The organism is Sphingopyxis sp., assembly GCF_050725655.1.
Lineage (GTDB): Bacteria > Pseudomonadota > Alphaproteobacteria > Sphingomonadales > Sphingomonadaceae > Sphingopyxis.
In genome coordinates, this window is sequence record NZ_JBOHHT010000102.1 from 16,221 (window position 1) to 36,584 (window position 20,364).

Here is a 20,364-nt window from a genome sequence, read left to right on the forward strand (position 1 = left end):
TGTCGTCGCGTCAGCGGCGGACAAATTGCCCCAGGGGTCGCCCAGACATGTTCCGACGCGCGGAATTCCGCCTCGCCGCTTTCCTCGTCGCGCTGGTCGCGGCGACCGGCCTTTTGTTCAGCCCCGCGCAAGCGCAGTTCCGCGGCGGCTATGCCTTTTTGCAGGCGGTCGAAAGCCGCGACGGGACCAAGGCGACCGAAGCGCTGAAGGACGATCCGTCGTTCATCAACACGCGCAATCCCGACACGGGCCAAACGGCGCTGATCATCGTCACCAAGCGCCGCGATATCAGCTGGCTGCGCTTCCTGCTTGCCAAGGACGCCGATCCGTCGATCGGCGACCGCCAGGGCGTAACCCCGCTGATGCACGCTGCGCTGATCAACTTCACCGACGGCGCCGAAGAGCTGCTCAAGGACAAGGCGCCCGTCGACCAGGCCAACCGGCGCGGCGAAACCGCGCTGATCCTGGCGGTGCAGTCGAAGAATGTCGCCATGGTGCGCCTGCTCGTCAAGCGCGGCGCCAACCCCGACAAGGCCGACCATGTCGCGGGCATGTCCGCCCGCGCCTATGCCAAGCGCGACGACCGGACGGGACAGATCGTCGCGCTGCTCGACGCCAAGCCCGACGGCCCGGTCCGCGACCTCGGTCCGACATTCGGACCCAACTGATCAACACAATGTGATATCTGGATTGACAATCACATTTTGATGTGAGACACGACCTGCATGTCTACACAGCTCATCGATCGCATCCGCGCCATCGTCGACGACGGGACCATGTCCCGTTCGGGTCTCGCCCGTGCCGCGGGCCTCCACGCCAACAGCCTGCGCGACCTCGATTCGCCCGGCTGGAACCCCACCGCCGAAACACTGCGCAAGCTCGAAAACTGGCTCGCGAACGGCAGCGACCTGTCGCCGATGGCAAGCCCCGAGGAAATCATCGCCGAGGCGCGCAACGGCCGCATGTTCATCCTCGTCGACGACGAAGACCGCGAAAATGAGGGCGACCTTGTCATCCCGGCGCAGATGGCGACCCCCGATGCGATCAACTTCATGGCGACGCACGGCCGCGGCCTGATTTGCCTGACGCTCACCAAGGCCCGCGTCGACACGCTCGGACTCGAACTGATGAGCCGCCAGAACGGCACGCGGCACGAAACCGCCTTCACCACCTCGATCGAGGCGCGCGAGGGCGTCACCACCGGCATTTCGGCGGGCGACCGCGCGCGCACCGTCGCGGTCGCGATCGACGCTGGCAAGACGCGCGACGACATCGTCACGCCGGGCCACATCTTCCCGCTGATCGCGCGCGACGGCGGCGTGCTCGTCCGCGCCGGCCACACCGAGGCGGCGGTCGACATCAGCCGGCTGGCGGGGCTCAACCCGTCGGGGGTGATCTGCGAGATCATGAACGACGACGGGACGATGGCGCGGCTCGACGACCTCATCCCCTTTGCGCGGCGCCACGGGCTCAAGATCGGCACGATCGCCGACCTGATCGCCTATCGCCACCGCAACGACCGGCTGGTCGAATGCGTGTCCGACGATCCGTTCGAATCGGATTATGGCGGCGACTGGCGCCTCAAATCCTATCGCAACAAGATCGACGGCACCGTCAATCTCGTGCTCCAGAAGGGCGCGATCGACCCCGAAGGCGTGACGCTGGTGCGGATGCATCCCGTGTCGATCTTCGACGATATCATGGGCCGTCCCGGACCCAAAAAGCGCCGCCTGCAGCGCTCGATGGACGCGATTGGCGAAGCCGGCTCGGGAGTCATCGTGATGCTGATGCGGCCGCTTCCCGGATCGGCCGAGGCCGATGCCGTCCCGGCGCCGACCGGCGGCATGGACCTGCGCACTTACGGGATCGGTGCGCAGATTCTCGCCGACCTTGGTGTCCATGCGATGGAACTGCTCACCCCCACCCACAGCAATATCGTCGGACTCGAAGGCTATGGCCTGTCGGTCGTCGGCGAACGCCCCATTCCCGGAGAGGCCGCATAATGGCACATGTCCTAATCGTCGAAGCCCGCTTCTATAGCCACCTCAACGACATGCTGCTGGACGGCGTGCGGAGCGCGCTCGACGCCGAGGGGCATAGCCATGACACGGTGACCGTCCCCGGCGCACTCGAAGTGCCTGCCGCGATCTCGCTCGCCGCCGACAGCGGGCGCTTTGACGCCTATGTCGCACTCGGCGTCGTGATCCGCGGCGAGACCTATCATTTCGAGGTCGTGTCGAACGAGAGCGCGCGCGGTATCATGGCGCTGACACTCGATGGGCTGGCGATCGGCAACGGCATTTTGACGGTCGAGAATGAGGAACAGGCGCTTGCGCGCGCCGACAAGACGCGCAAGGATAAGGGCGGCGAAGCGGCAAAGGCCGCGCTCGCCATGCTGGCCCTGAAGGAACAATTCGGCATTGGTTGATCGCCCGCCCCCCAGCCGCTTTTCCGTCGTCGAGCGCGGCGGGCGGCTGGTGGTGATCGACAAGGAAACCGGACGAGTGCCGCTGAGCGCGGCCGAGCGCATGGACCTTCACGACCGCAAGATGGGGGTCGAGCCGATCCAGCCGACAAAGACACCGGCGAAGACAACCGTCGCCCCCGATATGTCTGCCGCGGCGCGCGCCGAATCGGGGCTGAGCGCGCGGCCCGCGCCGGCGCAGCAAAAGGCGATGCCCGCCGCAGCGGCGAACAGCGGCAGGGACCGCATGGCCGCCGCCATCGCCGAACGCAACAAGCGGCCATGGAATCACCCGCAGCCGAACGATCGGCCCGCTCCCGCCGCCAACCCCGCGCCCGCGCGAATCGCCGGCCGCGCCGCGCCGCAGGTCGGCGACCGCAAGACGATCGTTACCGCCAAATGGTGGGATGCGAAGGGACCGCGCACGATCGAACTGGGCCCCAAGGGTCAGGCCGAGCTGACCGGCGGATTCATGTTCCTGTTCTTTGGATTGGTGATCGCGGCAATCGTCGCGGCCTTTGTCGAGCCGCTGATCCTCTTTGTCGGCGCCTTTGTGCTGTTCCGCTTCGGCGGCAATTTCCTCGGGCCGATCGGCGCCGGGATCATCGACAAGGCGCTCGCCGAAAAGGGATGATCCGGACGGCACAGCGCCGCCCGGATCATTGGCGCCTTACGTCGTTTGCAGCGCCGGATAGTCGGTGTAGCCCACGGGCCCCGGCGCGTACCAGGTTTGCGGATTGTCGGCGGCCCATTCGGCGCCGTGCCGGATCCGCTTGACAAGGTCGGGGTTGCCGATGAACGGTCGGCCAAAGGCGATCGCGTCGGCGGCGCCGTTCGCGAGCGCCTCTTCGGCCGCCGCGACATCATAGTCGCTGTTCAGGATCAGCGGGCCCTTGAAGGCGGCGCGGATCGCGGGCGACTGCCTGGGCACGTCGGTCCGCCCGAAGGTGCCCTCCGGCCCGGGCTCGCGCAGCTCGAGAAAGGCGATGCCGAGCGAATCGAGCGCCGCGGCGGCGGCCGGGAACAGCTTTTCGGGCGCGCTGTCGTCGACGCCCTGCGTGTCGCCGTTGGGCGACAGGCGTACCCCGACGCGGTCGGCGCCCCATATCGAGATCAGCGCCTCGGTCACCTCGCGGAGCAGGCGGACGCGGTTTTCGACAGGGCCTCCATAATCGTCGTCGCGCAGATTCGACCCGTCGCGCAGGAACTGGTCGATCAGATAGCCGTTGGCGCCGTGCAACTGGACACCGTCGAAACCGGCGCGCTTCGCATTTTCGGCGGCCTTCGCATAATCGGCGATCACGCGCGGGATTTCGCCGAGTCCGAGCGGGCGCGCGACTTCATATTCGAAGCGGCCGGCGGGGGTGTGTGCCTTGCCCGGCGCCTGCGTCGCCGACGCCGAAACCGGGGGCTTGCCGTCGTTGAACACCGAGTGGACGACGCGGCCCATATGCCAGAGCTGGGCAACGATGCGCCCACCGGCCTCGTGAACGGCGTCGGTCACCGGCTTCCAGCCTTCGACCTGCGCATCGGTCCACAGGCCCGGCGCGCTCGGCCAGCCAAGGCCCTCCTGCGAAATGCCGGTGGCTTCGGAAATGATCAGCCCCGCCGAAGCGCGCTGACGATAATATTCCAGCGCCAGCTCGTTAGGCACGAAGCCGGGTCCGGCGCGGCCGCGCGTCAGCGGCGCCATGACGATGCGGTTGGCGGCGTCGATCGCGCCCAATTTCATCGGATCGAATAGTGATACGGCCATGTTTCCTCCACATTTCACTTTTTTCATGGGCGACCCCGTCGGTCGTCGCTATGGCCCGCGAAGCTATGGACGCAGCGGTGCCGGCACAATGGTACGTAGCAAAAGAAAATCTAAATGACAGCGAAGATGGACAGTATCGACGCGGCGCCCGACGCCGGCACCGCGGCCGGCCGCTGGGCGTTCGCCGCGCTGCTCGGCGGCAATATCGCGCTGTCGCTCGGCGCGATGCTCGTGCGGATGGCCGATACCGGCCCAACCGCTTCGGCCTTCTGGCGGATGACGCTCGCGCTGCCGTTGCTGCTGATCTTTGCGTGGCGCGAGACGGGCGGACGAATGCCGCCGCGCCCCGCAGTATTGATCGCCGCGGCGGCGGGCATCTTCTTCGCGCTCGACCTTGCCGCGTGGCACCTCGGCATCCTGCAGACAAAAGTCGCCAACGCGACCCTGTTCGGCAATTGCGCGAGCCTGTTGCTCGTCCTCTGGACGATCTTCCTGACCCGCGAGATGCCGCGCGGCTGGCAGGCAGCGGCGATCCTGCTCGCCTTTGCCGGATCGGCGCTGTTGATGGGGCAGAGTTACGAGCTGTCGCCCGACTATCTCTTCGGCGACCTGCTCAGCCTCCTCGCGGGGGTGCTCTACACGGGCTATGTCATCCTGATGCAGCGCGTACGCGATACGCTCGCGCCGTGGACCGCGCTCGCCATCGCCTCGGTGGTCTGCGTCCCGATTCTGCTCGGCGCCGCGCTCGCGCTCGGCGAAACGGTGATGCCGCAAAACTGGACGCCGCTGATCCTGCTCGCATTGGTCAGCCAGGTGATCGGGCAGGGGCTGATGATCTGGGCGCTGCCGCGTTTCTCGCCGCTGGTGATCGGGCTGACCCTGCTGATCCAGCCCGCATTCGCCGCGCTCACCGGCTGGGTCGGTTTTGGCGAGACGCTATCGGGGATCGACATTTTCGGCGGGATGATGGTCGGCGCGGCACTGGTGCTGATCCGGTTGCCGAACCGCGCGGCGCGGCCTATCTGACACTATGGCTTCAATCCTTCCTGCCGACCCGACCCTCGACGAGATTCGCGCCGCGCTGGCGCCGCTGATTGCGGCATCGGCGGCGTTCGACGGCTTTGGCGACGCCGCGCTGGCCGATGCGGCGGCGCGGGTGGGGGTCGACGCCGATGTCGCGCGCCTCGCCTTTCCCGGCGGCGGCCGCGACATGGTCGATGCCTGGTTCGCCGACATCGACGCGGCGATGGAAGCGCGCTGGCCCGCCGAAAAACTCGCGACGCAGAAGATTCGCGAGCGCATCACGACGCTGGTCGAAACGCGCGTCGAGCTGCTCGCCGGAACCCGCGAATCGCTGCGCCGCGCACTCGCGCTGCTCGCGCTGCCGACCAATGCGCCGCACGCCGCCAAGCTCGGCTGGCGCGCCGCCGACCATATGTGGCGCCTCGCGGGCGACACCGCGACCGACTATAATCACTATAGCAAGCGCGCGATCCTCGGCGCGGTCTATGGTTCGACGATGGCGGTGCTCCTGAACGACGAGAGCGAGAATCTGGCCGATACGCGCGCCTTCCTCTCGCGCCGCATCGACCAGGTGATGCGGTTCGAAAGCTGGAAGCACCGCCGCGCCGCGCGCAGCATCGAGCGGCCGAGCCTCGCGCGCTTCATCGGGCGGCTGCGTTACCCGGGGCGCTGACGCGTTTCGATAAAGGACTGGCGCTAAGCGATTGTTATTGATAATCGCTCGCAAATGACTGCTTTGCTCGAAAATATTCTGGATCGGGCGCCGCTGGGCGTCGCGGTGCGGATCGCCCGCATCGACTGGACCGCGATGTCCGAGGACGAGGGACGGCGTCTACGCGAATTCGGCCTGATGGAAGGATGCGAAGTCACCCCGCTCCACCGCGGCAGCATCTTCTCGCGCGATCCGCTCGCGCTCACCGTCGGACGCATGAAAGTGATCATCCGCGCTAGGCAGGCCGCGGCGATCGAAGTCGAGCCCGCGGCATGACCGGCGCGATTCCCTCGATCGCCCTTGTCGGCAATCCCAACGCCGGCAAGTCGAGTCTGTTCAACGCGCTGACCGGCGCGCGGCAAAAGATCGCCAATTACCCCGGCGTCACTGTCGAGCGAAAGGCGGGGCATGCAAGCTTTGCCGACGGCCGCCCGATCTCGCTGATCGACCTGCCCGGCACGTACAGCCTCACCCCCGCGAGCCTCGACGAAGCGGTGACGCGCGACGTCGTGCTCGGCAGGCAGGACGGCGAAAAGCGTCCCGACGCACTGATCATCGTGCTCGACGCGGCAAACCTCGACAATCATCTCTGTTTCGCGCTCGAACTGCTTGGGCTCTGCCTGCCGACCGTCGTCGCGCTCAACATGCTCGACCTCGCGGAACGTGACGGACTGACGCTCGACGCCGCACGCCTGTCGAAAGAGCTGGGCGTGCCCGTCGTGCCGACGGTCGCGGTGCGCAAGCGCGGGCTCACCGAATTGCTCGTCGCGGTCGATGGTGCGATCCGGTCGCGCGCCGCGGGCGGTGTCACCGCACCCGCCGAGGCGAATGACGCGTCGCTCCACCAGCGCGCCCGCGCGATCGCGCGCGCCGCGATCCTCAGCGAAACGCCGGTGCGCCGCTGGACGCAGCGCGTCGACAATGTCGTGCTCCATCCGATCGCTGGCATGATCATCCTGCTCGCGTTGATGTTCATCATGTTCCAGGCGGTCTACGCCTGGGCCGGCCCGCCCGCCGACGCGCTCGAAGGGCTCGTCGGTGTGCTGCAGGGCTGGGTGATCGACAATATCCCGCAGAATTTCCTGCGCGACCTGGTGGTCGAAGGACTGCTCGCCGGCGTCGGCGCGGTCGTCGTCTTCCTGCCGCAGATCCTGATCCTCTTCCTCTTCATCCTGCTTTTGGAAGCATCGGGCTATATGACGCGCGCCGCCTTCCTGATGGACGGGCTGATGGGCAAGGTCGGATTGTCGGGGCGCGGTTTCATCCCGCTGCTCTCGAGCTTCGCCTGCGCGGTGCCCGGCATCATGGCGACGCGCGCGATCCCCGACGAAAAGGACCGGCTGACGACGATATTGATCGCGCCGTTGATGACCTGTTCGGCGCGGCTCCCCGTCTATGCGCTGATCATCGCCGCCTTCATTCCGAATCGCGGCGTCGGCGGTACGGGCATCGGGCTGCAGGGCCTCGTGCTCTTCGCCCTCTATCTCGCGGGCATCGTCGGCGCGCTCGCCGTCGCCTATGCACTGCGCCGTACGGTGGCGAAGGGCGGCGCGACGGGCTTCATGATGGAAATGCCGCGCTATCAGATGCCGCAACTGCGCGACATCGCGCTCGGCCTGTGGCAGCGCGCGTGGATCTTCCTGCGCCGCGCCGGCACGATCATCGCGATGACCACCGTCGTCCTCTGGCTGCTGTTGACCTTCCCGAAGGCGCCCGAGGGCGAAAGCCAGGTCGAATATAGCGTCGCCGGCCGCATCGCGAGCGGGCTGGAAGTCGTCGTCAAACCGATCGGCTTTAACCACGACATCGCGCTCGCGCTGATCCCCGCGATGGCGGCGCGTGAAGTCGCGGTGTCGGCGATGGCGACCGCGAATGCAATCGACGCCGACGGCGACGAGGATGCGATGGCGCAGTCGCTCGGTGAGCGACTGCAGGGCAAATGGAGCCTCGCCACCGCGCTCGCCTTCCTCGCCTGGTTCGTCTTTGCGCCGCAGTGCATTTCGACGATCGCGATCACCCGGCGCGAGACCAATGGGTGGAAATGGCCCATGTTCATGGTTGGCTATTTGTTCCTGCTCGCCTATGCCGCTGCAGGAATCACATATTGGACCGCCGTCGCCTTCGGCCTCGGCTGATCCTCCACATTTTCTAGCGGAGCGGAGCGGCAATGGCTGGCAGCGTCAACAAGGTAATTTTGATCGGCAACCTCGGCGCCGATCCCGAAATCAAGTCGTTCCAGAACGGCGGCAAGGTCGCGAATCTCCGCATCGCGACGTCCGAGCAGTGGAAGGACCGGATGACCGGCGAGCGCAAGGAGCGCACCGAGTGGCACCAGGTCGTGATCAACGGCGAAGGGCTGATCGGCGTCGTCGAACGCTTCCTTAAAAAGGGCTCGAAAGTTTATATCGAAGGCAGCCTGCGCACGCGCAAATGGCAGGACCGCGACGGCAACGACAAATATACGACCGAGATCGTGATCGCCGGCATGGGCGGCACGCTGACCATGCTCGACGGTGCGCCGGGCGGCGGCGGCTCGCGCGGCGGCAGCGGCGGCGGTGACGAATGGAGCGGCGGCTCGTCGGGCGGTAGCTCGGGCGGCGGCTGGAATCAGGGCGGTGGCTCGTCGGGCGGATCGTCGGGGGGCGGCTCAAGCGGCAGCGGCGGACGTCCGCCGTTCGACGACGATCTGGACGACGACGTTCCGTTCTGAGGACGGATTTTAAGCGATGACGGATATGATCACCGCCGCGGATGTCGCGCGCGGCGTATGTCGGCTGTTCGCGCAGGCGGGGCTGGTCGCGATTCCCGAGGTGCCGCTGCCCAACGGGCGGCGCACCGACCTCACCGCGATCGACACCAAGGGCAATATCACCATCGTCGAGATCAAGGTCAGCCGCGCCGACCTGCACGGCGACGGCAAATGGCCCGACTATTGCGACTGGTGCGACCGGTTCTACTGGGCGCTCGCGTCGGGGCTCGACCCGGCGATCCTCGAGACCGAAGGCTATCGCCGCGAAACATCGGGGCTGATCGTCGCCGATCGCTATGGTGCTGCGATCGTGCGCGAGGCGGCAAGCTGCAACCTCGCGCCCGCGCGGCGCAAGGCCGAACTGCTGCGGATCGGGCGGCTCGCGATGCGGCGTTCGATGGTGGCGGCGGATCCCGAACTGGCGGCGGGGTGGGTCGAAGGTTAGCCCCGATCAACCCGGACCGAACCGAAACCCGCTTCATATTTCGGCGCTGAATCGGCGATGCAGACCCAAGGCGCCTTCGATCCGACGAAGATATGGGCTGCATAGCCGCGGAACCCCGGATCGTCGTCCAGCAACCCCGCCGGCACGAAGAACAACGTTCCGTCATTGCCGTTCAGCGGCACCGGGCTGCCGCATTGCCGGCAAAAGTGCGACGCCCAGCCCCCGCCATCGGGAACGACGAAGCGATGGATCAAATCCTCGCCCGCAAGCCACCGGAAAGCGGCGGCCGGCGCATAGAAGACCGCGTTGCCATCCGTCCCCGAAACCTTGCGGCACTTGGAGCAATGACATTGACCGGCAGGTCCGACTTCCCCGTCGATCTCGAAACGGATTTCACCGCACAGGCAGGAACCTCGTATCGCCTTTGTCATTGGCCCTCCCTGCTCGATGCCTTATCCCCGCGCCCGCATCCGCGCGAGATAACGCGCGAGAATATCGATCTCGAGATTGACCGGACGGCCCGCCGCGGCCTCGTTCAGCGTCGTCATCTCCTGCGTGTGCGGGATGATGTTGAGCGTGAAATGCGCCTCGCCGTTCGGCTGGTCGGTTACCTCGTTCACCGTCAGCGAGACGCCGTCAACAGTGATCGAGCCCTTCGGCGCAATATGCGGCGCGAGCGACGCGGGCGCGGCGACGGTGAAGGAGACGCTATCGCCGACGGGTTCGATCGACACGATGCGGCCGATGTCGTCGACATGGCCGGTGACGATATGCCCGCCGAGTTCATCGCCAATCTTGAGCGCGCGTTCGAGGTTGAGCCGGCGCCCCTGATCCCACATGCCGGGCGCGGTGCGCGCGAGCGTTTCGCCGCTCGCATCGATCGCGAACCAGCCGCCGGGTCCGTTGCTGCCTTCATCGACGCCCTTGTCGACCACGGTCAGGCACGCGCCCGAGCAGGCGATCGAGGCGCCGATGTCGATGCTGCCCACATCATAGGCGGTGTCGATGACGAGCCGCGTGTCGCCGCGATCCTCGCGGCTGCGGATAGTGCCGATGTCGGTGATGATGCCGGTGAACATGGGGTGCGTTATCCTTCTCTGACGCGCTCGTAGACGTCGAGCCGGTCGCTGCCAAGCAGGCGGGTGTCGGTAAGGCGCCAGCGGCCGTGCGCGTCGGCGAGATCGGTCAGCCCGATGTCGCCGAGCGCGGGTTTGCCGCCGCCGATCAGGATCGGCGCGCGATAGAGCAAGAGCCGGTCGACGCGGTCGGCGGCGAGGAAGGCCGATGCAGCGCCAGTTCCGCCCTCGACCAAAACCGAATCGACATCGTCGATCGCTTCGGGTGAAGCGATGGCGGTCCATCCTGCGGGTCCTTCGCCGTTGGTGAGCAGCAGCTTTTTCGGGCTGCGGTCCTCAAGCCCCGGCAGCCGTACATCGAGCCGCGGCGCATCCGCCGCGAGCGTCCCGCGGCCGACGAGAATCGCCTGATGTTGCGCGCGCTCCAGATGGCCGTGCGCGCGGGCGCGTGTCCCGGTGATCCAGCGGCTCGAACCATCGGCGCGGGCGATGCAGCCGTCGAGCGACGTCGCGAGCTTGAGCGTGACGAACGGCCGCCCCTCGGTGTGCCGTGTCCACCAGGGCGCCATCGCGGTGCGCGCCGCGGCGGGAAGGACATTGAAGACGGCCTCGATCCCCGCCGCCTGCAATCGCGCAATGCCCTTGCCGTCGGTGCGCGGATCGGGGTCCTGCGCGGCGATCACGACGCGCGCAACGCCCGCGGCGATCAGCGCATCGCTGCACGCCGGCCCGCGTGGGCTCGCATGCGCGCAGGGTTCGAGCGTGACATAGGCGGTCGCGCCGCGCGCCGCGTCACCTGCGGCGGCCAGCGCCATCGCCTCGGCATGCGGCCGTCCGCCCGGCTGGGTCCAGCCGCGTGCAATAACTTTGCCGTCCTTGATGATCAGACAACCGACATTGGGGTTGGGCGCCGAGGCCGGTCGGCCGCGCCGCGAGAGCGCGACGGCGACCGCCATCCAGTCGGCATCGGCGGGCGGCCGGTGCATCGGGTCAGTCGGCGGCTTTGGGCGGCGCGCCGCGCACCGCGCGTTCGGCGATCGTCGAGCGCACTTGCACCGGTGCGGGCTTTTTCCTGGCCTCGGCCGCCGCCTCTTCACCCAGCGTCTCGCGCGTCACCTTGTCGGCCTCGGCCGAATCATATTCGACACCCAGGCTGTCGGCGAAACGCTGATATTGGGCACGCTTTTCGGCGTTGCGCAGCGTCGTTTCCTTGGCACGCGCCACCCAGTCAGCGCGAATCTCCTTCGCGCTCCGATTCGCGGTCCAGTTTTCGAAATAGATAATCTGCTCCTTGGGCTTCTCGTAAGGGATCAGATATTTCTCGACCCCGGTGAAAATAAGCCAGGTCAGCGCCAGCGCGACGCCCCAGACCGCCCAGCGATGCGGGCGCGGTTCGCGGACATAGGCCCAGAAATCGGACAGGCCGCCGCCGACATCCATTTTATTGAACATTCCCATCGGCCCAATTTAGGCGATGTCGCGGCAATTTGCGAGGGGAAGCGACGCGCGCGAGGATTGCGCCAGATGAAGGATGTGAGCGTTAGCGATTGCAAAAAATGCAATAGCAGATGTCCATTTCGCAGTTGCAACATTTTTGGTGCGGTGCAATATGAGCATGCCTTTTAGGCATCCTCTCCCAAAACTTTCACGGGCCACCCTCGGGTGGCCCTTTTTTTTCGACCTTTTTGGTTGAGAGGGTCGATTCGGTTTCTTTTTCTTAGCGAGGAGCGGGCCGGTGCCGCGCGTTTCCGCAAAGCGGAAACAACTCAATCGCTTATCAGTCCTGCACGGGCGTCCTTGCTTCGAATCGCCTTACTTCGGCAATGAAACTGCCCGGCAGCGGCGTCGGCTTCCCGCTGTCGGTGTCGAGGTGAGCGTAATTGATCTCGATATCGGTGAGCCGCTCATTTGCACGGAAAATCCCGCAATGGACCGTGAAGCTCGTCCGGCCGAAGCGGCTGATTCGCGCCGCGATCGTGATCAGTTCGTCGAGTCGCGCCGGGGCGTGATAATCGATCTCGCAATGCGTCTCGCGGATGTCTGTACCATATTGGTGAAAATAGGGTCCGGGCTGTCCCTCGCCGAGCGCCCGGAAATATTCGGTCACGCCGATGTCGGCGTAGACGAGATAATTGGCGTTGAAGACGATATTCTGGCTGTCGATCTCGTTGAAACGGACGCGGACGCGCTCCTGCACCCGGAAATCGGCGAGCGGTACGTCGCTGCGAAGGTCGGTCATCCCGGCCTCAGGCGGCGAGCGCGGCGGGGGCGCGGTCGAGCGGCGCGCACGCGGCTTCCAGCCAAGCCCGGTCGTCACCACCCATTCCCGGCGCCAGCTTTTCGAACACTTCGGCGTGATAGGCGTCGAACCAGTCGGCCTCGGCGGGCGACAGCAGTGCGACGTCGACCAGATTCTGCGCGATCGGGGCGAAGGTGATCGTCTCGAACCCCAGCATATCCTCCTCGGCGCCGTCGATGCGCTGCGGCACCACGATGACGAGATTCTCGATGCGGATGCCGAAGGCGCCCGCCTTGTAATAGCCTGGCTCGTTCGAGAGGATCATGCCGGCGTGGAGCGGCTCCTCGGTCCCCGCCTGCCCGCCCGACGGCTTGGCGATGCGCTGCGGCCCTTCGTGGACCGCAAGATAGGTGCCGACGCCGTGGCCGGTGCCATGCGCATAATCGACCCCGTCGGCCCACAGATATTGGCGCGCGAGAATGTCGAGCTGGCTGCCGCGCGTGCCCTTGGGAAAGCGCGCGGTCGCGAGCGCGATATGCCCCTTGAGCACCTGGGTGAAGCGGCGGCGCATTTCGGCGGTCGGCGCACCGATCGCGATCGTGCGCGTGATGTCGGTTGTGCCGTCGGCATATTGCCCGCCCGAATCGACGAGATAGAGCGTCCCCGTCTCGATCGCGCGGTTGGTGGTCTCATCGACCTTGTAATGCGGCAGCGCGCCGTTCGGTCCGGCGGCCGAGATGGTGTCGAAGCTGAGATCGACGAGCGCGCCATTTTCGTCACGAAATTCGCGGAGCTTTGCCGCGGCGGCGAGTTCGTCGAGCTCGCCCTGCGGCGCGACATCCTCCATCCACTGCAGGAAGCGCGCGACCGCGACGCCGTCGCGGACATGCGCGGCACGGGTGCCACCCAGTTCGGTGTCGTTCTTGATCGCCTTGGGCAGCACCGCGGGGTCGCGGTGGCGTTCGATCTTCGCGCCGGCCGCTTCGAGCGCGGTGAAGATCGCTGCGACGGCGCGGTCGGGATCGACCGCGACCTTTTTGTCCTTAAGGTCGGCGAGCGCGGTCTCGAACGCGTCGCGATCGTGAATACGCACGCTGTTGCCGAGATGCGCGCGCACCGCGTCGGTGATCTTCTCGGGAGCAATAAACAGGTCGGCGGTCGCGTCGGCATGGAGCAGTGCAAAGGCGAGCCCGACGGGCGTGTGGCTGACGTCTGACCCGCGGATGTTGAAGGTCCAGGCGACCGAATCGAGCGCGGTCATCACCGTCGTGTCGAGGCCCTTGGCCTTCAGCCAGTCGGCGATCACTGCCCGCTTGTCGGTCGCCGCCTGCCCCGCAAGCTTCGTGTCATAGACCGTAACCGCCGCCGCGCTCGGCGCCGGCTGGTCGTCCCACGCGGCGTCGAGCGGGTTTTTGTCGACCGCGACGAGCTGCGCGCCCTTGTCCGCCAGCGCCTTGCCCAAACCGCGCGCCCAGTCGATGCCGTGGAGCCAGGGGTCGAAGCCGATTTTCTGTCCGGCGCTGACGTTCGCGCCCAGCCATTCGGCGACGCTCGACTGCGGCACGCCGACATAGTCAAACAGCGATCCGTCGACCTGGTCGCGCACCTGTACCGTATAACGCCCGTCGACGAACACCGCGGCCTTCGCCGGCAGCACCGCCGCGGTGCCGGCCGAGCCGCCAAAACCCGTCAGCCACGCCATGCGCTGTGCATAGTCGCCGACATATTCGCTCATATGCTCGTCGCTGATCGGCACGACGAAGCCATCGAGGCCGCGCGCGGCGAGTTCGGCGCGGACGCGGGCGAGGCGCTCTGCATATGCCGATTGGGGGACGGGGCTGGACATGACGCGTTCCTTATTCCTACATCGCGGGCGATCCCGCCCAATCGGGCGACACCGCGGGGGATTTTGTGATGCGCGCTATTTGGATGTTTCTGGCAGCAATTGCCACCCCGCTTGTCGCATCATCCCCACTGCTCGCCAAAGAGAAAGATGCCGCATTGACCAGCCCCACCCCTGCCCTGCCCGCCGCCCCCGTCGCGGAAATGCGTCCGCACGAAGTGACGCTGCACGGCAAAAAGCTCTCCGACCCCTATCACTGGCTGAAGGACGAGAGCTATCCGGTGATCGATGACAAGGACGTTCTCGACTATGTGAAGGCCGAGAATGCCTATTTCGACGCCGCGATGAAGCCGCACGCGGCGCTCGTCGAAACGATCTTTCGGGAAATGAAGGGGCGGATCAAGGAAGCCGATTCGAGCGTGCCGCAGAAGGACGGCGACTGGGTTTACTGGGTCGAATATGAAGAAGGCGCCGAATATAAGAAATGGTATCGCAAGCCGGCGTCAGGCTCCGGCGATGCGATCCTGATCCTCGACGAAGTCGCGATGGCCGCAGGCAAGGAATATTTCCGCCTTTCCGACGTGTCGATCAGCCCCGACGGCAAGCTGATGGCCTATGCCGTCGACGACAATGGTTCCGAACGTTTCGAGGTGCGCTTCAAGAATCTGATGACCGGCGAGGCGCTGCCCGACGTCATCCCCGGTACGCTGTCATCGCTGGTGTGGACCGCGAAGAATGATGCCTTGCTCTATGGCTTGGCCAATGAGAATTGGCGCACCGACAATGTCCGGCTGCACAAGCTGGGCACCCCGGTCGCCGAGGACAAATTGCTCTATAAGGAGCCCGACATTGGCTTCGGCGTCGGGATCGGGAAGACCGCTGCCGACAATTATATCGTGATCGCGACGGGCGATAACGAGACGAGCGAAGCCTATCTTCTCCCCGCCGATAACCCCGAAGCGAAGATGCAGCTCGTATCGGCGCGCAAGAAAGGCCGCGAATACAGCGTCGATGAGCATGACGGGACGCTCTACGTCTACACCAACGACGAGCATGCCAATTTCCGCGTCGCGACCGCCAGCGTGAAGAAGCCCGACGCGTGGAAGACCCTGATCGCCGGATCGGATGCGAGCTACATCACCGGGCTCTCGGTGTTCCGCGACTATTTCGTGATCGAAACGCGCGAGAAGGGCGTCGATCAGGTCGACATCCGCAAATATGACGCGCCGCTGACCCCCGGCCGGATCCAGTTCCCCGAAGCGACCTATGTCGCTGGGCTCGGCGACAATCCCGAATATCATCAGGATAAGCTGCGCCTCGATTATGAATCGATGGTCACGCCCGACACGGTGTTCGATTACGACCTGGCCAGCCGCAAGCTCGAGACGCTGAAGGTGCAGGAAATACCGTCCGGTTATAATCATGATGATTATGTAACCGAACTGGTAAATATGCCCTCGCGCGATGGCACCCCGGTGCCGGTGTCGCTCGTCTACAAAAAGGGCACGCCGCGCGACGGCAGCGCGCCGATGCATCTTTATGTCTATGGTTCTTATGGGTATCGCGTCCCACCGGGTTTCTCGACGACGCGTTTGAGCCTTGTCGATCGCGGCATGATCTATGCCATCGCGCATGTCCGCGGCGGCGACGACCTTGGCCGCGCCTGGTATCTCGCGGGCAAGACGACCGAGCGCAAGAATACGTTCAACGATTTCATCGACGTCGCCAAGGGCCTGATCGCGGCGAAATATACGAGCGCGGGCAAGATTTCGATCGAGGGCCGCTCGGCCGGCGGGCAGGTGATGGGTGCGGTCTATAATCAGGCGCCCGAGCTGTGGGGCGCGGTGCTCGCGGGCGTGCCCTTTGTCGATGTGATCAACACGATGGTCGACGAAACGCTGCCGCTGACCCCCGGCGAATGGCCCGAATGGGGCAACCCGGTCACCGACAAGGCGGCGTTCGACTATATGCTGTCGTACAGCCCCTACGACAATGTGACCGCGAAAGCCTATCCGCCGATGCTCGTGTCGGCCGGCCTCAACGACCCGCGCGTAACCTATTGGGAGCCCGCCAAATGGGTCGCGAAGCTGCGCGCGACGCGCACCAATGACGCGGCGCTGCTTTTGCGCACCAACATGGGTGCGGGGCATGCGGGCAAGTCGGGCCGCTGGGGCGCGCTGCGCGAGGATGCCGAGGAGTTCGCGTTCGTCCTGACGCAGCTGGGGGTGGAAAAATAGCGGCGGGGACTAAGCGGCTGGGTTAGTATTCTCGCCCAGTCGCTCCAGCCATGCCTTGGCCTGCTTGGGCTCTCCCGGCGCGGTTGACGCGACCGGTCCACGAGACGCCTCGAATTCTTCGTGCAGGGCAAGGGGCTGCAACCCCAACGACGCGCGCATCTGATCGATTTCTTCGCCCCTGTCGCACAGGTCCGTGATGACGGGTTCCCATTTTGCGCGCGCCGCGCGATCTTTGGTGTGGCCGAACAGACCCCATGAGCCGGCAGCAACCCGGCGCAACGCGTCTAGCAGGACAGCCTCATATTCGGTTTCCAGCTCGAGACGACGGGCGTCGAGGCGTTCAAGGCGATCCGCCCTGCTCATCGAGCCGGCAAATATCCGCGCGTGACCAATTCGACCTCGAGCGTCGCCGCATCCTCGAACCGATGGGCCGCAATGCCAACCGATTCGGCGCCCGCCACATTCGCGGCATTGTCGTCGATGAAAAACGCGCCCGCCGGGTCGATGCCGAATCGCTCGATCGCGAGGCGGTAGATCGCGGGATCGGGTTTCATCAGCTTTTCGGTGCCCGACACGATAATGTCGCGGAAGCGGTCAAAGACCGGCTGGGTCGGGCGGAAAGCTTCCCAGAATTCACGGCCGAAATTGGTGATCGCGAACAGCGGCACGCCCGCGGCGTCGAGGCGTTCGACGAGTTCGAGGCTGCCCGGCATCGGCCCGGGAATCGTCTCGTCGAAGCGCGTCGCATAGGCGTCGATCAGCAGCGCATGACCCGGAAACTCGGTCTTGAGCTCGGGCACCATCTCGGCGAGCGGGCGGCCGGCGTCGTGCTGGAAATGCCATTGCGGCGTGACGACATTCGTCACGAACCATTCGAGCTCTTGCCTGTCGGCGATCAGTTTGGCGAACAGATAGCGCAGGTCCCAGTCGAAGAGGACGCGGCCGACATCGAAGATCACGCTGCGGCGAATGCCCACAAGCCCCTCCCCTTCAGGGGAGGGGTTGGGGTGGGGGCTATCGGCGTAGGGCAAGGCCGATGGCCCCCACCCGCTGCGACTAGCGAACAAGTTCGCAAGTCTCGCTGCCCTCCCCTGAAGGAGAGGGATTTAGGAAGAGCGCACGCGAAAGCGCCGCCGGAAGCATCCGACGGCGTAACGCCAAAAAACCTTGGCACCATCAAAAGCAAACGGGGTGAAATCACCCCGCGCAGCGGCATTAGCCCTGGCGCGCCTTGAAGCGGCGGTTGGTCTTGTTGATCACATAGGTGCGGCCACGACGCCGGATAACGCGGTTATCCCGGTGGCGGTCCTTCAGCGACTTCAGGCTGTTGCGAATCTTCATGATCTCTGTCCGTAAATCTTGGCGTCGTGACGCGAAGCGGCGCAACTATGGGGAAGCGGCCTGAAAGTCAACCGCCTTTCCGGCCGTTTCAGCCCGCCAACGCCTTCTGCCGCCGCCGCTGCACCGATGAGCCATAGCCCATCGCCTCACGATATTTGACGACCGTGCGCCGCGCGATGTCGTGGCCCTCGCCCGAGAGTTTCTGCGCGATCGTCTCATCCGACAGAATCGCCTTGCCGTCCTCGGCCTCGATCATCGCCTTGATCCGGCTCTTCACCGCCTCGGCCGACACCGCGCCGTCGCCTTGCGTATCGGAAATGCCGCTCGAGAAGAAATATTTGAGTTCGAACAGCCCGCGCGCGCAGCTCAGATATTTGTTGCTGGTGACGCGGCTGACGGTCGATTCGTGCATGCCGATTTCTTCGGCGACCTGGCGCAAGGTCAGCGGGCGCATATGCGCGACGCCGTGGAGAAAGAAGCCCTCCTGCTGCTTCACGATCGCGCTCGCGACCTTGACGATCGTGCGCTGGCGCTGGTCGAGCGCGCGCACGAGCCAGTTGGCTCCTGCGAGCTGTTCGGACAGCCACGCCTTGCTCTTCGCCGCCGCGCCCTGCGCCAGTTCGGTATAATAGCGGCGATTGACGAGCAGCCGCGGCAGGGTGCCGCTGTTGATCTCGACCGCCCAGCCCTTCGCGGTCTGGCGGATATAAAGGTCGGGGACGACCGCCGGCGCGCCGTCGCCGCCGAATTTGAGGCCGGGTTTGGGGTCGTAACCGCGCAGTTCGCGAATCATGTCGGCGAGATCCTCGTCGTCGACGCCGCAGATGCGCTTGAGCTGGGGAAAGGCGCCTTTGGCGACGAGTTCGAGATGCGCGATCATCGTTGCCATCGCGGGATCGTAGCGATCGGCCTCGCGCGCCTGGATCGCGATGCACTCGGCAAGATCGCGCCCGCCGACCCCCGACGGGTCGAAGCATTGGATGCCCGCCAGCACCTCTTCGAGCAAGGCGAGCGGGACGCCGAGCTGGGCGGCGAATTCGGTGAGGTCGGCGCGCAGATAGCCCGCCTCGTCGATCAGCGCGACGAGCTGGCCCGCGACGATCGCCTCGATCCCGCTGAAGCGCTCGCCGACCTGCGTGAGCAGATGGTCGTGCAGCGTGCCCTCATGCTCGGCGAAGCTGTCGAAATCGATGTCCTCGCCCGATTTCGATAGCCCGACATTGTCGCTCGCGCTGTCGTGGTGGAAGCTTTCGGCGGCGAGGTCGACGTCGAGGTCGTTCGCGGTGCCGCCGTCGGCGGACAGCGCCTGATCGGCGTCGAGCGAGGCGGCCTCCGTGGTCGGTGCGTCGCCACCGGGTGTGAATTCGGGATCGCCCGCGCTCCCGTCACTGTCCGCCGATGTGGCATCGAGCAGCGGGTTGCCCTCGAGCGCCTCGGCCAGATAGGCTTCGAGTTCGAGATTCGACAGTGCCAGCAGCTTGATCGCTTGCTGCAGCTGCGGCGTCATCACCAGCGATTGCGACTGGCGGAGATCGAGGCGCGGACCCAACGCCATCAGCGTGTCATCACATTACAAAGAGAAGCCCTCGCCGAGATAGAGGCGGCGCACCTCGGGGTCGGCGACGAGCTCTTCCGGGGAGCCGGCAAGCAGAACCTTGCCGTCGTAGATGATGCAGGCGCGGTCGACGAGGTCGAGCGTCTCGCGCACATTATGGTCGGTGATCAGCACGCCGATGCCGCGCGTCTTGAGGTCCACGACAAGATCGCGAATGTCGCTGATCGACAGCGGGTCGATGCCCGCAAAGGGTTCGTCGAGCAGCATGATCGACGGATTGGCCGCGAGCGCGCGCGCGATTTCGGCGCGGCGCCGTTCGCCGCCCGACAGCGCCATCGCCGCCGAATCGCGGAGGCGCGTGAGGCCGAATTCGTCGAGCAATTCTTCCATGCGCCGCTCGCGCGCGATCTTGTCGGGCTCGCTGAGTTCGAGCACCGCACCGATATTCTGTTCGACCGTCATGCCACGAAAGATCGAGGTTTCCTGCGGTAGATAGCCGAGACCGAGGATCGCACGGCGATACATCGGCAGCGCGGTGATGTCGGCGCCGTCGAGCATGATACGCCCGGCATCGGGCTTCACCAGCCCCATGATCGAATAGAAGCAGGTCGTCTTGCCCGCACCGTTGGGCCCCAAGAGGCCGACAACCTCGCCCTTGCCGACCGACAAGGACACGTCGGAGAGGACGGTGCGCTTGTCATAGCTTTTGGCGATCGAAATGACCGCGAGACCGTTGCCCGCCGCGGCGTCCTCGCGGACATGCGCCTTGTGCTCGGTAACGCCGTGGTCGGTTTCGGCCGTCAGCGTTGCCGGGCTCGCTTCGTCGTCGGTCATTTCACCATCGTTTCCTGATGAGACATGTGCGGGCGTTACCCGAGGAGCGCCGCCAACGTCAATCTGGCAAGATTTTTGCATCTCTAAAGC

General features: G+C 65.5%; 23 protein-coding genes. 11 read left to right on the forward strand and 12 right to left on the reverse strand.

The window, feature by feature from the left end:
- Positions 1–47 precede the first annotated feature (47 nt).
- The 4 genes from ACREBX_RS15655 to ACREBX_RS15670 are packed head-to-tail and all read left to right on the forward strand — an operon-like array spanning position 48 to position 3,098.
- The gene (locus ACREBX_RS15655) at positions 48–668 is read left to right on the forward strand and encodes an ankyrin repeat domain-containing protein (protein WP_431562662.1); all 621 of its coding nucleotides are present in this window, start codon (positions 48–50) and stop codon (positions 666–668) included.
- Between the two features lie 57 nt (positions 669–725).
- Positions 726–2,003: a 3,4-dihydroxy-2-butanone-4-phosphate synthase gene (gene ribB, locus ACREBX_RS15660; RefSeq protein ID WP_431562663.1), complete on the forward strand. Its 1,278-nt coding sequence runs from the start codon at positions 726–728 to the stop codon at positions 2,001–2,003.
- Positions 2,003–2,428: a 6,7-dimethyl-8-ribityllumazine synthase gene (ribH, locus tag ACREBX_RS15665; protein WP_431562664.1), complete on the forward strand. Its 426-nt coding sequence runs from the start codon at positions 2,003–2,005 to the stop codon at positions 2,426–2,428. Before ribB ends, ribH begins: the two co-directional genes overlap by 1 nt.
- Positions 2,421–3,098 (forward strand): hypothetical protein, encoded by a 678-nt coding sequence (locus tag ACREBX_RS15670; RefSeq protein ID WP_431562665.1) that lies wholly within the window; start codon positions 2,421–2,423, stop codon positions 3,096–3,098. Before ribH ends, ACREBX_RS15670 begins: the two co-directional genes overlap by 8 nt.
- Before the next feature lie 36 nt (positions 3,099–3,134).
- Here the strand turns inward: ACREBX_RS15670 and ACREBX_RS15675 are convergent, their stop codons facing one another.
- Complete coding sequence (locus tag ACREBX_RS15675) at positions 3,135–4,220, reverse strand: alkene reductase (protein WP_431562666.1); 1,086 nt, start codon at positions 4,218–4,220, stop codon at positions 3,135–3,137.
- A gap of 114 nt (positions 4,221–4,334) precedes the next feature.
- On the opposite strand from ACREBX_RS15675, the gene ACREBX_RS15680 reads away from it, so the two are divergent.
- Genes ACREBX_RS15680 through ACREBX_RS15705 form a run of 6 tightly spaced genes read left to right on the forward strand, consistent with a single transcriptional unit; the run spans position 4,335 to position 9,149 of the window.
- Positions 4,335–5,246: a DMT family transporter gene (locus ACREBX_RS15680; RefSeq protein ID WP_431562667.1), complete on the forward strand. Its 912-nt coding sequence runs from the start codon at positions 4,335–4,337 to the stop codon at positions 5,244–5,246.
- Positions 5,247–5,250: 4 nt separating this feature from the next.
- On the forward strand, positions 5,251–5,916 hold the full coding sequence (locus tag ACREBX_RS15685; protein WP_431562668.1) for a COQ9 family protein: 666 nt from the start codon (positions 5,251–5,253) through the stop codon (positions 5,914–5,916).
- Positions 5,917–5,970: 54 nt separating this feature from the next.
- Positions 5,971–6,231, forward strand: coding sequence for a FeoA family protein (locus tag ACREBX_RS15690; RefSeq protein WP_431562669.1), 261 nt, complete (start codon positions 5,971–5,973; stop codon positions 6,229–6,231).
- The gene (gene feoB, locus ACREBX_RS15695; RefSeq protein WP_431562670.1) at positions 6,228–8,090 is read left to right on the forward strand and encodes a ferrous iron transporter B; all 1,863 of its coding nucleotides are present in this window, start codon (positions 6,228–6,230) and stop codon (positions 8,088–8,090) included. Before ACREBX_RS15690 ends, feoB begins: the two co-directional genes overlap by 4 nt.
- A gap of 32 nt (positions 8,091–8,122) precedes the next feature.
- Positions 8,123–8,665: a single-stranded DNA-binding protein gene (gene ssb / locus ACREBX_RS15700; RefSeq protein ID WP_431562671.1), complete on the forward strand. Its 543-nt coding sequence runs from the start codon at positions 8,123–8,125 to the stop codon at positions 8,663–8,665.
- A gap of 16 nt (positions 8,666–8,681) precedes the next feature.
- Complete coding sequence (locus ACREBX_RS15705; protein WP_431562672.1) at positions 8,682–9,149, forward strand: MmcB family DNA repair protein; 468 nt, start codon at positions 8,682–8,684, stop codon at positions 9,147–9,149.
- Here ACREBX_RS15705 and ACREBX_RS15710 read toward each other — a convergent pair.
- The 6 genes from ACREBX_RS15710 to ACREBX_RS15735 form a co-directional block, all read right to left on the reverse strand.
- Positions 9,146–9,580 (reverse strand): GFA family protein, encoded by a 435-nt coding sequence (locus ACREBX_RS15710; RefSeq protein ID WP_431562673.1) that lies wholly within the window; start codon positions 9,578–9,580, stop codon positions 9,146–9,148. The genes ACREBX_RS15705 and ACREBX_RS15710 overlap by 4 nt on opposite strands.
- Before the next feature lie 21 nt (positions 9,581–9,601).
- A complete protein-coding gene (locus tag ACREBX_RS15715) occupies positions 9,602–10,228 on the reverse strand; it encodes a riboflavin synthase (RefSeq protein ID WP_431562674.1) in 627 nt (208 codons plus the stop codon).
- 8 nt (positions 10,229–10,236) lie between these two features.
- On the reverse strand, positions 10,237–11,181 hold the full coding sequence (gene ribD / locus ACREBX_RS15720) for a bifunctional diaminohydroxyphosphoribosylaminopyrimidine deaminase/5-amino-6-(5-phosphoribosylamino)uracil reductase RibD (RefSeq protein WP_431562683.1): 945 nt from the start codon (positions 11,179–11,181) through the stop codon (positions 10,237–10,239).
- A gap of 34 nt (positions 11,182–11,215) precedes the next feature.
- Positions 11,216–11,677 (reverse strand): hypothetical protein, encoded by a 462-nt coding sequence (locus ACREBX_RS15725; RefSeq protein WP_431562675.1) that lies wholly within the window; start codon positions 11,675–11,677, stop codon positions 11,216–11,218.
- Between the two features lie 325 nt (positions 11,678–12,002).
- On the reverse strand, positions 12,003–12,464 hold the full coding sequence (locus ACREBX_RS15730) for an acyl-CoA thioesterase (RefSeq protein WP_431562676.1): 462 nt from the start codon (positions 12,462–12,464) through the stop codon (positions 12,003–12,005).
- A gap of 7 nt (positions 12,465–12,471) precedes the next feature.
- Entirely contained in the window at positions 12,472–14,310 is a 1,839-nt protein-coding gene (locus tag ACREBX_RS15735) for an aminopeptidase P family protein (protein ID WP_431562677.1), read from the reverse strand.
- An 83-nt stretch (positions 14,311–14,393) separates the two neighbouring features.
- On the opposite strand from ACREBX_RS15735, the gene ACREBX_RS15740 reads away from it, so the two are divergent.
- Positions 14,394–16,544 (forward strand): S9 family peptidase, encoded by a 2,151-nt coding sequence (locus ACREBX_RS15740; RefSeq protein WP_431562684.1) that lies wholly within the window; start codon positions 14,394–14,396, stop codon positions 16,542–16,544.
- A 9-nt stretch (positions 16,545–16,553) separates the two neighbouring features.
- On the opposite strand, the gene ACREBX_RS15745 is transcribed toward ACREBX_RS15740, so the two are convergent.
- The 5 genes from ACREBX_RS15745 to lptB form a co-directional block, all read right to left on the reverse strand.
- Entirely contained in the window at positions 16,554–16,907 is a 354-nt protein-coding gene (locus tag ACREBX_RS15745; protein WP_431562678.1) for a hypothetical protein, read from the reverse strand.
- Positions 16,904–17,515, reverse strand: coding sequence for an HAD family hydrolase (locus ACREBX_RS15750; RefSeq protein WP_431562685.1), 612 nt, complete (start codon positions 17,513–17,515; stop codon positions 16,904–16,906). Before ACREBX_RS15750 ends, ACREBX_RS15745 begins: the two co-directional genes overlap by 4 nt.
- Positions 17,516–17,759: 244 nt before the next feature.
- Entirely contained in the window at positions 17,760–17,885 is a 126-nt protein-coding gene (gene ykgO, locus ACREBX_RS15755) for a type B 50S ribosomal protein L36 (RefSeq protein ID WP_003046794.1), read from the reverse strand.
- 88 nt (positions 17,886–17,973) lie between these two features.
- Positions 17,974–19,440, reverse strand: coding sequence for an RNA polymerase factor sigma-54 (gene rpoN, locus ACREBX_RS15760; protein ID WP_431562679.1), 1,467 nt, complete (start codon positions 19,438–19,440; stop codon positions 17,974–17,976).
- Positions 19,441–19,455: 15 nt separating this feature from the next.
- Positions 19,456–20,274, reverse strand: coding sequence for an LPS export ABC transporter ATP-binding protein (lptB, locus tag ACREBX_RS15765; protein ID WP_431562680.1), 819 nt, complete (start codon positions 20,272–20,274; stop codon positions 19,456–19,458).
- Positions 20,275–20,364: the final 90 nt, after the last annotated feature.

Excerpts from the sequence above, each read along its gene's own strand:
- ACREBX_RS15725 (WP_431562675.1), bottom strand. The coding sequence starts at position 11,677 with ATGTTCAATAAAATGGATGTCGGCGGCGGCCTGTCCGATTTCTGGGCC.
- ACREBX_RS15740 (WP_431562684.1), top strand. The coding sequence starts at position 14,394 with ATGTTTCTGGCAGCAATTGCCACCCCGCTTGTCGCATCATCCCCACTG.
- ACREBX_RS15730 (WP_431562676.1), bottom strand. The coding sequence starts at position 12,464 with ATGACCGACCTTCGCAGCGACGTACCGCTCGCCGATTTCCGGGTGCAG.
- ACREBX_RS15685 (WP_431562668.1), top strand. The coding sequence starts at position 5,251 with ATGGCTTCAATCCTTCCTGCCGACCCGACCCTCGACGAGATTCGCGCC.
- ACREBX_RS15705 (WP_431562672.1), top strand. The coding sequence starts at position 8,682 with ATGACGGATATGATCACCGCCGCGGATGTCGCGCGCGGCGTATGTCGG.
- ACREBX_RS15655 (WP_431562662.1), top strand. The coding sequence starts at position 48 with ATGTTCCGACGCGCGGAATTCCGCCTCGCCGCTTTCCTCGTCGCGCTG.
- ACREBX_RS15675 (WP_431562666.1), bottom strand. The coding sequence starts at position 4,220 with ATGGCCGTATCACTATTCGATCCGATGAAATTGGGCGCGATCGACGCC.
- ykgO (WP_003046794.1), bottom strand. The coding sequence starts at position 17,885 with ATGAAGATTCGCAACAGCCTGAAGTCGCTGAAGGACCGCCACCGGGAT.
- ACREBX_RS15680 (WP_431562667.1), top strand. The coding sequence starts at position 4,335 with ATGACAGCGAAGATGGACAGTATCGACGCGGCGCCCGACGCCGGCACC.
- ssb (WP_431562671.1), top strand. The coding sequence starts at position 8,123 with ATGGCTGGCAGCGTCAACAAGGTAATTTTGATCGGCAACCTCGGCGCC.
- ribH (WP_431562664.1), top strand. The coding sequence starts at position 2,003 with ATGGCACATGTCCTAATCGTCGAAGCCCGCTTCTATAGCCACCTCAAC.
- feoB (WP_431562670.1), top strand. The coding sequence starts at position 6,228 with ATGACCGGCGCGATTCCCTCGATCGCCCTTGTCGGCAATCCCAACGCC.
- ribD (WP_431562683.1), bottom strand. The coding sequence starts at position 11,181 with ATGGCGGTCGCCGTCGCGCTCTCGCGGCGCGGCCGACCGGCCTCGGCG.
- ACREBX_RS15715 (WP_431562674.1), bottom strand. The coding sequence starts at position 10,228 with ATGTTCACCGGCATCATCACCGACATCGGCACTATCCGCAGCCGCGAG.
- ribB (WP_431562663.1), top strand. The coding sequence starts at position 726 with ATGTCTACACAGCTCATCGATCGCATCCGCGCCATCGTCGACGACGGG.
- ACREBX_RS15690 (WP_431562669.1), top strand. The coding sequence starts at position 5,971 with ATGACTGCTTTGCTCGAAAATATTCTGGATCGGGCGCCGCTGGGCGTC.
- rpoN (WP_431562679.1), bottom strand. The coding sequence starts at position 19,440 with ATGGCGTTGGGTCCGCGCCTCGATCTCCGCCAGTCGCAATCGCTGGTG.
- ACREBX_RS15745 (WP_431562678.1), bottom strand. The coding sequence starts at position 16,907 with ATGAGCAGGGCGGATCGCCTTGAACGCCTCGACGCCCGTCGTCTCGAG.
- ACREBX_RS15710 (WP_431562673.1), bottom strand. The coding sequence starts at position 9,580 with ATGACAAAGGCGATACGAGGTTCCTGCCTGTGCGGTGAAATCCGTTTC.
- ACREBX_RS15735 (WP_431562677.1), bottom strand. The coding sequence starts at position 14,310 with ATGTCCAGCCCCGTCCCCCAATCGGCATATGCAGAGCGCCTCGCCCGC.
- lptB (WP_431562680.1), bottom strand. The coding sequence starts at position 20,274 with ATGACCGACGACGAAGCGAGCCCGGCAACGCTGACGGCCGAAACCGAC.